The organism is Paenibacillus sp. ALE3, assembly GCF_054113405.1.
This window is the reverse complement of sequence record NZ_CM134214.1, coordinates 2366186-2380446: the sequence shown is the minus strand read 5'-3', so window position 1 is coordinate 2380446 and position 14261 is coordinate 2366186. Positions and strand designations below refer to the sequence as shown.

General features: G+C 48.4%; 2 protein-coding genes. Both read left to right on the top strand.

The annotated features are described in order from the left end of the window. The first annotated feature begins 399 nt into the window (after nucleotides 1-399). On the top strand, nucleotides 400-1623 hold the full coding sequence (gene fabD, locus ACXHJ2_RS10610; protein WP_165084601.1) for an ACP S-malonyltransferase: 1224 nt from the start codon (nucleotides 400-402) through the stop codon (nucleotides 1621-1623). Further along, nucleotides 1598-14245, top strand: coding sequence for an amino acid adenylation domain-containing protein (locus ACXHJ2_RS10605; RefSeq protein ID WP_457874793.1), 12648 nt, complete (start codon nucleotides 1598-1600; stop codon nucleotides 14243-14245). The genes fabD and ACXHJ2_RS10605 overlap by 26 nt, the downstream gene beginning before the upstream one ends. Nucleotides 14246-14261 lie beyond the last annotated feature (16 nt).

Below are 14261 nucleotides of genomic sequence, written 5' to 3'. Positions count from 1 at the left end.
GATGGATATTGACATTTTTCGAGTCCATATTTAATATATAAATAAAATATTCCATATTTAACGCTTACTTATAGAAAAACACTCTGTATGACTCCAGTAATTTCACACCATTCATCTATGATGCTGAATTTTAGCTTTCAAGCCTGAAATTTCAGTATACTCCAAGGTTTTTACACTTCCAAGTCTACTCACACACCTGACTTTTGTTCACAATCACACCACGAACGGAACCCTATTACCAATTCACTTCCATATGTCGATTACTGTTTTTTGGCAATCTACTTCGTTGCTTTTTACTGCAGTTTTCTCTACATCTTAATGTCACCATACATATGTATACATACATGAAATGTAAAGATACCTTTGTTCTTCCATAATTTTTGTGGAAAGGGGTTTGATATGAATCGTATAGCTTTGGTTTTTCCTGGACAAGGATCTCAGTATGTAGGAATGGGGGCTACATGGCATAGCGGCTTTGCAGAAGCGGATTGCTTGTTCGAAGAGGCTGCTGATATTTTGGGATATGATCTGAAAGCTTTATGCATGGCAGGTCCGATGACCAAGCTATCCAGAACATTCTATACGCAGCCCGCACTTCTCACGATCAGTGTCATTGCATTCCGGCGTTATATGCATGAAATCGGAATTATCCCTGAATTTTCAGCTGGTCATAGCCTAGGTGAATATTCAGCGCTGGTAAGCAGCGGTGTTCTGTCCTTTGGAGACGCTTTACGATTAGTCCAAGAGCGGGGACGCTTTATGGAAGAAGCCGCAATGACAAAGCTGGGCAGCATGATTGCCATTCGCGGAGCTGAGCTGGGCGAAGTGGAAGAATGCTGTCGTTTGTACTCCACAGTCGATCAGCCTGCAGCCATTGCATGTTACAATTCACCTAGCCAATACGTCGTTTCAGGTCATCATACCTCTGTCGCTTTGGCAGCTGGCGAGTTAGAACAGCGAGGAGCCCAAATTACGCGGTTGCAGGTCAGCGGCTCTTTTCATAGTCCGCTTATGCAGCCTGCTGCGGACAGACTGGCCGAAGAGCTGCAAAAGTACACTTTAAATGAAGCGAAGTGGCCCGTGATCTCCAATGTGACCGCTCAGCCATACCGCGATCTTGACAGCATACGCCAAGGATTGATTTTGCAAATGACTCACCCGGTTCGATGGATTCAAACCGTGCAATATATGATGAATCATGGCGTAAAACAAGGCATCGAGTTAGGTCCACGAACAGTGCTGAAAAATTTAGTGAGGGAAATAAGCCCTAATATCGAAGTGCTGTCCTTGGACAGAGACTTGGATCGCTTTGAACTGGGCCGCCGTTTCTCGATCCGTGATTGGATTGCCTGTTCCCTGTCACTAGCAGTGTCTACTCCCAACGCCAATTGGAATGAAGATGAGTATCGAAAGGGTGTTATTTTACCTGTGCGCAGACTGGAAAAATTACTGCGAAACTTGGAATCAGGCAGCAGTTCGCCTCCTGCTTCTGAGCAAAGACAGGAGATACTGGAGTGTATTTGCCTTGTGTTGCAAACCAAACAGGTCTCCGAAGGAGAGCGGAAAGCAATGCTAGAGCAATTGAGGAGGGATCAGGATGGAGCAGTTTCAAACCTTAGTTGAAATCATTCAGGACCGTGCAAGCCGGGATGAGAACGGAATCATTTTTATTTCCGGTGATAAACAAGAGGAATACGTATCCTACAGGAAACTTCTGGAGCAAGCATTACAGGTGCTTTATGAATTACAGGAACAAGGAGTAAAACCCGGCGATGAGCTGATCATACAGATCGACGACAACCATAACTTTTTGAATGTATTTTGGGGTTGCCTGATTGGTGGAATCGTTCCTGTACCTGTAAGCATAGGGAATAATGATGAGCATAAAATGAAATTGTTTAAAATCTGGAACACACTCTCCCGCCCATATATGGTTGCAGATGACAAGGTATTAGAGCAGCTTGAAAAATACGCGCAAGAGCACGAGCTGCTGGATTCCTTTGAGCCGGTTAAAAAAGCGACTTTTTCAAGCCATAGATTCGATTATTCCACTCAGAATAAAGGTGTAGTTCATGTATCCAAACCGGAGGAGCTAGCTTTTATCCAATTCTCCTCGGGTTCTACAGGCGATCCCAAAGGAGTCATGCTGACGCATGAGAATCTAGTTTACAATATCCGGGATATTGCAAATCAAACAGACATGAGCTCCAAGGATGCTTATTTGGGCTGGATGCCGCTTACGCATGACCTGGGATTGATCGCATTTCATTTAACCTGTGTGATTGCTAATGCCAAACAGCTGATTATGCCGACGGCACTTTTTATAAGGCGTCCGTCTTTGTGGCTGAAAAAAGTATCGGAGCATAAGGTTACTCAAATATGCTCTCCCAATTTTGGATATAAATTTTTCCTCGATCAGTATAAACCTGAAACAGCAGCTAACTGGGATTTGACGAGTGTTCGTATGATTTTAAATGGAGCTGAGCCAATATCTGTAGAGCTTTGTCATGTGTTTATGGATGCAATGAGTGTTCATGGTTTGAATAAAAATGCCATGTTACCCGTCTACGGGCTGGCAGAAGCGAGTGTAGGTGTTTCCTCTCCGCCTCTGGACAAAAACACTTTTATTCCCATTCATTTGAACCGGCACCAGTTACACGTTGGTGAGCCTGTAGAAGAAGTGGACAAGTCTGACAAGCGGTGTCTTACTTTTTTGGATTTGGGTTATCCATTGGCTAATACCTCTGTCCGTATTTGTGATGAACAAAATCAGGTGCTTGATGATGGGGTGATTGGATACGCGCAAATCCGCGGCAAAAATGTTACATCCGGATATTATAACAATCCAGAAGCTACCGCAAAGGTTATAACGGAGGATGGCTGGCTTATCACTGGAGATTTAGGGTTTATGCGAAACGGACGCCTGACTATTACCGGTAGAGCCAAGGATATCATTTTTGTGAACGGACAGAATGTCTACCCACATGATATTGAGAGAATCGCCGAGGAACTGGATGGTGTGGAACTTGGAAAAGTAGCTGTGTGCGGTGTACATGATACGCAAACGAGGCAGGATCGTATTATAGCCTTTGTAATGCACGCAAAAAAAATAGAGCATTTTGTACCGCTTGCCCAAAAGCTGAAAAGCCATCTGAATTACCGGGGAGGCTGGCATATTCACAAGGTGGTTCCGATCCGGCGTATACCTAAAACAACCAGTGGAAAGGTTCAGCGCTTCAAATTAGCCCAGAGTTATGAGCAGGGCGAATTTGATGAAATATTGACAGCACTGGCCGAGGCTGTTCGGGTCACACAATCAGCTGAGCGTGCGGTCTTGCCTCAAGGAGAAGTAGAGAAGAAGCTGATTGGAATATGCCAGGATATTTTAAATATAAAGTCGATCGGGACAGACGACAGCTACTTTGATATCGGAGTAACTTCCTTGCAGCTTGTTCAAATTGTGGACCAATTGGAGGATCAATTAGGGATTCATATTGAGGTGACGGACTTCTTTTCCTATCCGACCATCGCCAAGCTGGCTGCGTATATCTCCAGTCAAAATCTAAGCGGAGATGCAACTGCAACAGCAGAGTCCAAAGCCAAGGAAGAAGCAAATGTCCGAGATATCGCCATCATCGGCATGTCAGGCAGGTTTCCTCAAGCGAAAACATTGGAGCAGTTTTGGGCGAATGTAGCATCAGGCGCTGATAATATCGGCCCGTACAGCGACGAAAGAAGAAAAGATGCCGAAGCTTTTCTTTCGCGTCTGAATACGGAAGGACGGAATATGCAAATTGCAGAAGGCGGTTATCTGGATGAAGTAGACAAGTTCGATTACTCCTTCTTTAAACTGACTCCAAGAGAGGCTTCGCTCATGGACCCGAACCAACGGTTATTTCTAGAAACAGCCTGGAGCACGATTGAGGATGCAGGGTATGGGGGAAAGCAACTGGCAGGCCAAAAGGTCGGCGTATATGTCGGCTTCTCCAAGACCAGCTTTGAATATGAGCGTTTGTTGTCCGAGGTAGAACCAGGCGCGTTGCCGAACTTTGCCATTGGTAATTTACCGTCCATTATTTCCAGCCGGATTGCATATTTGCTCGATCTGAAAGGTCCGGCAGTAACAATTGATACAGCATGCTCTTCTTCACTCGTTGCAGTGCATTTGGCCTGCAAGTCCATCCTTAATGGAGACTGCGACATGGCCTTGGCAGGTGGAGTGAAAACGATTTTGCTGCCGCTGAAAACCGGTATTGGCATGGAATCCTCCGATGATCGGGCACGCGCCTTCGACGACCAGTCGGACGGAACAGGCTGGGGTGAAGGAGTTGGTGCTGTTTTCCTGAAACCGCTGCGCAAAGCGGAACAAGACGGCGACCACATTTTAGCCGTGATCAAGGGTAGCGCCATCAATCAGGACGGCAGCACGATTGGTATTTCCGCGCCTAATGCGCTGGCTCAGGCAGAAGTCATTTTGCAGGCGTGGCGCGATGCACGGACTGATCCTGAAACGATCAGCTATATCGAAGCGCATGGAACCGGAACCAAATTGGGCGATCCGGTTGAGATTGACGGCATTACCAAGGCTTTCCGCAAGCATACACAGCGTAAGCAGTTTGCGGCGATCAGCACGGTCAAAACGAATATCGGTCATTTATACGAAGCCGCCGGGATTGCGGGCTTGATCAAATCCGTGCTGTCCATGAGGCACCAGCAAATTGCGCCGCTTGTTCATTTTCGCACACCAAACCAGAAGATTCATTTTGAGGAATCCCCGGTATATGCCAATACGAAGCTGAGGGAATGGAGGACGGACGGATTCCCGAGAAGAAGCGGGGTGAGTTCCTTTGGATTCAGTGGGACGAACTGCCATGTGGTGCTGGAGGAGTATATAGAGAAGACAAAACCAGATCCAAGTCCAACGGGCAGCAACAATAAATCATCACCGCTGCTGTTGACCCTGTCGGCGCGGAGTGAATCCTCTTTGCGCCAGTTGGTCGGACGATACGCAGAACAGTTCGGGCGCGTGGAAGAGATCGTGATGGAGGATGTATGCTATACGGCTAACACAGGCAGAAGCCATCTGAATCACCGGATTGCTGTGACTGCTGCAGGAGCGGATGCGTTAAAAGCGAAGGTGCTTCAGTTGCATGAACAAGGCAGAGTCGTCGAAGGTGTATACACTGGAATAGCGGATAGCATAGGCAGCGCAGAGATGGTCACTGGAAGCTTGGACACGCTCCAATCCCTGGAGCAGCTGTCTGCCAAGTATGTGCAAGGAGCGCAGATCAATTGGAATGCCCTCTATGCAGGTAAGCGTTATAAAAAGGTTTCTCTGCCTACGTATCCATTCGAACGGAAAAGATGCTGGATTAACGTGCCTGAACAGGTTCGAGCGGAACAGAAAACGTCAGTTCATGAAAACTCAACAGTAAAGGAGTCTGGAATGATGGGGAACGAGTATTCAGCGCCAGCATCTGCTGCCGATGATCAGCATAAATCATCTATACTTCTAAAGCTAGCGAAAATGATCGGTAACGTGTCCCAGCTCAGCCTGGAAGAACTGGAGCCGCAGACACATTTTCTCGAGCTTGGGTTGGATTCCATTAATTTGTCCCAGGTTCGCCACAGTATCAAGGATACCTTCGGACTGGACATTCCAATGAACGAATTTTTCGAATCGTTGACCACGCTGGAACGGTTGGCCAGCTACGTAGCCGAACGGGCGAGCATTTCTACTTCTGTTGAACTCCCGGGTCAGTCTATGGAAAATCGTCCAGAAGCAACGCTGAAACAGTTTCATCATGCAGCTTTTCCGTTAAGCCAACCGACTCTTAAATCCGCCGTTCCGGCTGGACCCACACGGGCTCCAAACTTTCCAATCGCTACAGCTCCTACGGCTGTAGAGCGAATTGTGCAGCAACAGCTGCATCTGATGTCACAGCAGCTTGACATTCTCCAGCATCAGCCGGCTACATCCGTAATAGCTTCCGAGTCATTAAGCCCTCAAACAAGCGCCTCTCCATCGGGAATTAGTGAAAGCACGCAGATCATCCATACTGAACCGAAGCAGAAAGTTGCGGCTGGATTAGCACCAGTTCCATCCGTAAAGGCTGCTTCCAAGCAGGCAGGACATGAAGCCAAGCCGTATACGCCCTATAAAAAGCTGGATGTTAAAGCAAGTGAATTGCTTTCACTCCGTCAGGAACAACACCTGCAAGAGCTGATAGAGCGCTACACGGCCCGTACGTGCAGCACCAAAAAATACACTCAGCAATACCGCTCCGTATACGCAAATAACCGGAATGTGGCTGGCTTTCGGCCTGTTTTGAAGGAAATGGTGTACCAAATTGTATCCCAACGTGCAGACGGGGCTAAAATCTGGGATTTGGATGGCAATGAATATGTCGATTTGACGATGGGCTTTGGCGTAAATTTGTTCGGGCACAATCCGGCCTTTATTCGTGAAAAAATTGAGGAAGAGCTGAAGCACGGCATGTGTATCGGCCCCATGTCCAACATAGCCGGACAGGTGGCCGAGCGAATATGCAAGATGACCGGGGTGGAACGGGTTGCCATGTATAATTCCGGCACCGAGGCCGTTATGGTCGCGCTCCGTTTGGCGCGTGCTGCCACAGGACGAGCTAAAGTCGTCATTTTTGCTGGCTCGTATCACGGTACATTCGACGGGGTGTTGGCACTGGGGAGTGCGGGTGACAACAAGGAACATTCGACGCCTCTAGCTCCAGGCATCTTGCAGCATATGGTAGACGATGTCGTCGTGCTTCCTTATGGGACGGACGATTCCCTGAATTATATTCGCACTCATGCGCATGAATTGGCCGCGGTCATGGTGGAGCCGGTGCAAAGCCGCCGACCCGATTTTCAGCCCAAAACTTTTTTACAGGAAATTCGCCAGATTACGGAACAGTCGGGCACTGCCTTCATTTTTGATGAAGTCATCACAGGCTTTCGAATTCAGCCTGGAGGGTCTCAAGCGTGGTTTGGAGTACATGCGGATCTCGTGACCTACGGTAAAATCATTGGCGGTGGGCTACCTATTGGGATCGTTGCCGGAAAAGCCGCCTTTATGAACGGGATTGACGGAGGCACATGGAGATTCGGGGACGATTCCTATCCACAGCATGAGCAGCAGCGAACCTTTGTCGCAGGAACTTTCTGCCATCATCCGCTGGCCATGGCTGCATCTTTAGCGGTGCTGAACCATTTGGAGAAAAATGGCGAGCAGCTGCAAAATCGCTTGAACAGCCTTACCTCGGCGTTAGCGGCGGAGCTAAACAGCTATTTCACTGACGAACACGTACCTATGAAGATCGTTCACTTTGGCTCCCTTTTCCGCTTTGTGCTCAAGGGCGATCTGGAGTTGTTCTTTTATCACATGCTGGACAAAGGCATCTATATTTGGGAAGGACGCAACTGCTTCATGTCCACGGCCCATACCGAGGAAGATATAGCGAGAATCGTACAAGCCGTCAAGGATAGCGTGGACGAGCTGCGCAAAGGTGGCTTTTTACCGGACCCGCCCCCGAATGGGAACAGCCCGGGGCCGGGCAGGCAGCCTATAATGGAACCTGCAGAATCTTCAGCTGCAGACACTGTTATTGCGTTAACGCCAGATCAAAAACAGCTTTGGTTCGCCTCTGTTTCAGAACGCGGCGATTCTCTATCTTTACACGAAACCGCCTTGTTGCGGTTTCGTGGTACGCTTCAGCAGCAGGCGTTCAACGAGGCTGTCCAGACCATTGTAAACCGTCATGAAGCCTTACATATCTATATGAGCGGAGATGGAGAAACTCAGGTGATCGCTCCTGAGATGAAAGTGGAAGTCCCGCTCTATGATTTTACCACTCACCATCCCGATGAACAGGAGCAGCATCTCCGGGCATGGATGATCAAGAACAGCGAAACCCCGTTTAACATGATACCAGGTGAGCCACTATTCCGGATTCACCTACTAAAAATATCAGATGAGGAGCATCTGAGTGTCTTTACGTTCCATCACTTTATCGCGGATGGTTGGTCAATCGGTGTATTTATTGAGGAACTGGAACACATCTATTCTGCGCTTGTCCGGCATGCTGACTACAACCTTCCTGAACCGATACCTTTTCGGAAATATGTGGTTTGGCAGCAGGACCAGTTGAAAGCAGGAAAGGAAGAGGCGTTGGCTTTTTGGTCGGCGATGCTGGAAAAACAGCAGCTTGTCCTCCAGCTGCCATCTCCAGTGAGGGGAATGCAGATTCTGTCCTCTAGAGGAAGCAGACATACCCTAATTCTTGAGGCGCCGCTTGTTAAACAATTGAGGTCCGCTAGCATAAAGCTTGGCAGCAGTCTTTTTATAACGCTGTTATCCGCCTTTCAGATTTTTCTGCATCGCCTTACAGGGCAACGGGAAATAACGGTGGGGGTTCCCACCGCAGGACAATCCCATATGGACGCATTCTCTTTGATCGGCAACTGTGTCAACCTGCTTCCGGTCATCAGCGAAGTGCGTCCTGATTCTACTTTTATGGAGCATGCTCACACGGTCAAAAAGCGCATGAATGAACTGGAAAGCTATCAAAAGTACAGCTTTGCCGGACTCGCTCAGCTGGGGCTAAAACATTTGCCTGTCATAAAGGCTGTATTCAATATGGATCGACCGATTCCGAGTTTTCAATTCCATAAACTGGAGACGAAGCTCGTTGAACATGAGGTATCATTCAGCAAATATGAGTTGTTTTTGAACGTGACAGAGGCGCAGAAGCAATTACGTCTTGATTTTGACTATAATGCAGATCTTTTTCAGCCAAACATAATCTTGGCCTGGTCAGGATATTTCCTGAATCTGCTGCATTCCCTTGTAGAGGAAGAAGGGGCTCGCGTTTCCGCGCTGACGTTACTCCGTGCGTCGGAGACCGAACAACTTCGAGCCGCATGGGCAGCGAATACTGATGCCACCGGGAACTATCTTTGCGTTCTTGATGCGTACAAGCATTTGGCGCCTGTCGGGACAGCAGGGGAGGCATATCAAGCCTCAGCAGCAGGTCTGCTGGGAACGACCCAGGAATGGGTTTATGTAGAGAACGATGGCAAGCTGCGGCATATCGGAAATTTGAATCGGGTCATCCATATTCACGGGCATCAGGTTAATCTGGAGCAGTTGGAGAAGCACCTGCTGCAGGTTTTCCAATTGGAGTCCTGCGTCATTACACCGCAAACGGACGAAACTGGAATCGTCTCATATATAAGCGCCTATGTGGTGGCAAACGCATCGAAGCCTTGGGAAGCAGACGCATTAAAAAAGGCTGTAATTGAAATGCTTCCAGATTATACGCAGCCCCGTTTTTGGATTCTGATGGATCATATTCCTCTTCTGCCGAATGGCCAGCCTGATCTACAGGCTTTGCCAGCACCGGGACAAGCAGGCGTATTCGCTAAAACAGGCATCGCTTCAGAGAACCGAGGTATGGAAGATCAACTTGTGGACATTTGGAAGGACGTTCTGAATGTAACGGATATCAGCCATGACGATAACTTTTTTCAACTGGGCGGTGATTCGCTAAAAGCGACGGTTATTCTGTCGAGAGTCGGTAAGGAATTGGGGGTACACATTCCGCTTAGCCGCATTTTTGAGCTGCAAACGATTGCTGATCTGACTGCATATATTGCGGGTGGGAGCAAGAGGGCCTACGAACCGATTGTAGCTGTGAACACACAAGCCTTTTATCCGGTATCTTTTGCCCAAAAGAGAATGTACGTGCTTGAACAGCTAGGAGCCGGAATGGCCTATCATGTCCCTGGCCAGCTTTTCATAGAGGGAGCTCTGGAGGTTCCCCGCTTCATTGAAGCCGTTAAGGAAGTTATTTCTCGTCATGAATCTTTTCGGACATACTTCGATCTGGAAGACGGGGAAGTGGTGCAAAAAGTTCGGGACACCATTCCATTCGATATCCCGCATACCCGTATTTCCAAGGAAGAAGCAAAACAGGCCAGGACCTTGTTTGTTCAGCCTTTTCAGCTGGGAACAGCTCCTTTATTCCGCGCCGAACTGCTCGAATTTATCGAAGGTGGCTTCAATCTGCTCGTGGATATACATCATATCGTGTCTGATGGTTTTTCCATGGCTGTACTGCTTAATGAAATCATTCAACGGTACCAGGGTAGACAACTTGCGAACATTCAGCTTCATTATAAAGACTTTGTTGCTTGGCAGAAGCAGCAAATAACTGATGAGGCATGGAAAGCGCATGAATCATATTGGCTTCAGAACTTGAATGGGGAGCTTCCTATTCTAAATATGCCAACAGACTTTCCACGTCCGCAAGTACAAAGCTTTGAAGGTGACAGCTTGACCGTCACATTGGAATCCAAACTAGCGAGCAGACTCTATAAATTGGCCCAGGATACAAAGTCCACGATCTTTATGGTGCTTTTGGCGGCTTATAATGTCCTGCTGGGCAAATATGCGGGTCAAGAGGACATCATCGTAGGTACACCTGTTGCCGGAAGACGGCATGTAGACACGCAAGCGATGATTGGCATGTTCGTCAATACGCTGGTGCTTCGTAACCAGCCGCAATCTTCTTTAACGTTCCAATCCTTTTTGCAGGAGGTTAAGCAAAACTTGCTGCTGGCACTGGAGCATCAGGAATACCCGTTTGATAAGCTTGTAGACAAGCTGGAGCTGGTACGCGATGTAAGTCGAAATCCGATATTCGATACGATGTTCAGTTTGCAAAATGTCGGCACAGATGTTGTGGAAGCAGGAGGTATTCGTTTTAAACCGGAGGAATTCAACGCGGGCATATCCAAGGTGGATTTTTCATTGCATGTGACCGAAGAAAAAGAACGATTGTCCTTCACTTTAGAATATGGCACAAAGCTGTTTAAACCGGAGACCGTCCGGCAGCTGGCAGAGCATTTTGTACGAATTTTGGAAAAAGTAACGCAGGATGCCGGGATGCGGTTGGCCGATATTACGATTATTTCAGATGAGGAGAAGCAATTACAGCTAACCGTATTTAATCGTACCGTCGTACCTTTCCCGTTTAATGAGACAGTACACGGGCAGTTTGAAAAGCAGGTTGAACAGACGCCGAGTCATACAGCATTGGTGTTCGGAGACCAGCGTCTGACCTACCGGGAATTGAATGAACGTGCTAACTCACTGGCACGGGTGCTTCAAGCGAATGGTGTAGGACCCGATAAGCTAGTCGGTTTGATGGCGCCGCGTTCAGCGGAAATGATGATCGGCTTGCTTGCCGTGCTAAAAGCAGGTGGTGCTTATGTGCCTATCGACCCTGAATATCCGTCAGCCCGTATCGAATATATGCTGAGTGACAGTGAGGCTGCCGTACTCCTGACCAGCCACGATCTGGCAGGAGAACACCATTATAACGCCAACATCCTGTTTATTGAAGATGAGGAATTATATCAAGGAGAAAAGACCAATCTGGAAGTTACGACTCAGCCGGAGCATTTAGCCTACATTATCTACACCTCTGGCTCAACCGGAAATCCGAAAGGAGTGATGCTCCAGCATCGCTCGGTGCTGAATTTTATCACTGGGATGCGTGAAGTGATTGACTTTGCAGCGAATAAAACGATTTTATCGCTAACTACCATATCGTTTGACATTTTCGTTTTGGAAACGATTCTGCCCCTGTTGGGCGGCATGACCGTCGTGCTGGGCGATCGTCATCATCAGGTCGATCCTCAGACACTTGGCGAATTGATTACTACACTCCACGTTGACATGCTGCAAATGACACCATCCCGGCTGCAATTGCTGCTGGGCTATGAGGAAGCTTTCCGTGCGCTGCAAGGTGTGCAGGAGATTATGGTCGGGGGAGAAGCGCTTCCGTCTAGGCTGCTGGAAGCATTGCAGAAATTGAACGGTCCCCGCATTTATAACATGTATGGACCTACGGAAACAACAGTTTGGTCGGCAGTGCAGGAACTTACCCATGCCAAACAGATCGACATTGGGCGCCCTATCGCGAATACGCAAATGTATGTCATAGATGCGCAGGATAGATTACAACCCATCGGCATACCGGGCGAGCTATGCATTGCAGGGGAAGGGCTAGCCCGCGGCTATTGGAACCGCGAGGAGTTGACGGCGGAAAAATTTGTGGTTAATCCATTCTCCACAGGCACACGAATGTACAGAACGGGTGACCTGGCTCGCTGGAAAGCAGATGGGAACCTGGAGTTTATCGGCCGAATCGATCATCAGGTAAAAGTACGCGGATTCCGGATTGAGCTGGGTGAGGTTGAACATGCCTTGATGAGCCATTCTGCAATTCAGGAGGCTATTGTCACTGTCAATGAAAGCCAAAATCATGAATCCGTACTATGTGCCTACATTGTACTGAATACAGAAGAAGCACCTAGCTTGACGGCCATTCATGAACATGCTGCCAAACTGCTTCCCTATTACTCGGTTCCGTCTCACTTGGTTTTTCTGGATCAGATACCGTTGACACCGAACGGCAAAACTGATCGAAAAGCATTGCCAGAGCCTGAAGAGCTATCCCGGCCGGGTGTGGCCTATGCAGCGCCACGAAATGATGTGGAAGAGGCTTTGGCCGCCGTATGGCAAGATGTTTTGGGACGCGATCAGGTAGGCATTCAGGATAACTTCTTCCTGCTCGGAGGCGACTCTGTTAAAGCCGTTCAAGTCATCGCGCGTATGCGTCTTCACGGGTATTCGCTGGATATCCGGCACGTATTGGAGCATCCGTCCATTGAAATCCTGAGCGGCTATGCAGAAGTACTGGCCCTTCCGATTGAGCAAAGCCCAGTAGATGGGGAGGCGCCACTGACACCGATACAACGACATCTAATCCATTGGTTCGAACGGTGTTCAGCATCCGAGGCACTTCCTGCTACAGCGTCAGTACTACTGTTAGCAAAGTCGGGCTTTGAAGAGCCGCCCTTGCGTGCCGCATTGAAGAAAATTGTAGAGCACCACGATGCTCTGCGCCTTGGCTTATTACAAGAGGCTGACGGATCAGTTGTGCAAACTCACAAAGAGTTGAATGAGGAGCTAATGACTTTGGAGGTGCTGTCGATAACGGGAACGGAAAGCGAAGCACGCAGCCAATTGGCAGCTGAATGTCAACGTCTTCAAAGCAGCCTGCGGCTGTTTGAAGGACCGCGAGTTCGAGCAGGGCTTTTCCGAATGGGTAGCGGTGATCATCTTTTCCTTGCTATAGACCCGCTAGTGGCTGACGCCATTTCATGGAATATTTTGCTGGAAGATCTGGAAACAGGCTACAGGCAAGCGCTGGACAAGGAAACGATTGTCTTACCGTACAAAACGAACGCTTACCAAACGTGGGCAGAGCATCTAGAGCATTATGCGAATAGCAAAGAGCTGCTCAAGGAGCAGGATTATTGGAACAAGATAGAGGTCTCTGAGTGGGGGACGCTTCCCAAAGACCATGGAGTCATTACGGATTCTGGATCGGAGAGACCGACACACCAGCTCCACCTGCAATTATCACCAGACGAAACCCGGCAACTGATGACACAAGTTAATCATGCCTACAACACCGTGCCAGATGAAGTGCTGCTGTCCGTACTAGGTCAGACAGTATCCGAATGGTCAGGACTAGAACGGATTGCGCTCTGCGTGGAAAAGCCGGTCCGAGAGCCGGGAGAACAGAGTTCGCTGGATTTCTCTAGAACGGTGGGGCAGTTTACGTCCGTGTATCCAGTTGTACTGGACATCAAATCTGCAGATGATATTTCGATGCTGCTCAAACGTGTGAAGGAGACCATTCGACAGGTTCCCAACCAGGGGCTGGGCTACGGTGTATTAAAATATCTGACCGAAGTCAGTAATCAAACGAATTCCAGCATTTCTCGTTATCCGGAAATCGGGTTCCGTTATATAGACTCCGTGGACCCGGAAACGGTATATTTTTCAACATCGCCGCTGGAAGCTGAGGTGGCATCAGGTTCCCAAGCTGCAAATAGCGCTTCACTTTATGCTCTCTATATAAGCAGCCGAATGGAAGATGGAAAATTAAACATCCGACTAACCTATGACCGAAATGCATACGAAGAGTGCACGATCAAGCAGCTTCTCTCTCGCTTTAAAACTCACCTGTTAAATGTCATCCGTCATTGCCTGGATCACTCCGGTCAGGAACTGACACCAACAGACGTAGGCGCGGATGATCTGGACCTGGAAGAGTTTGAAGAGATGAAGCACTTCTATGAAAGCCTATAATATTCGGCCGAGGGGG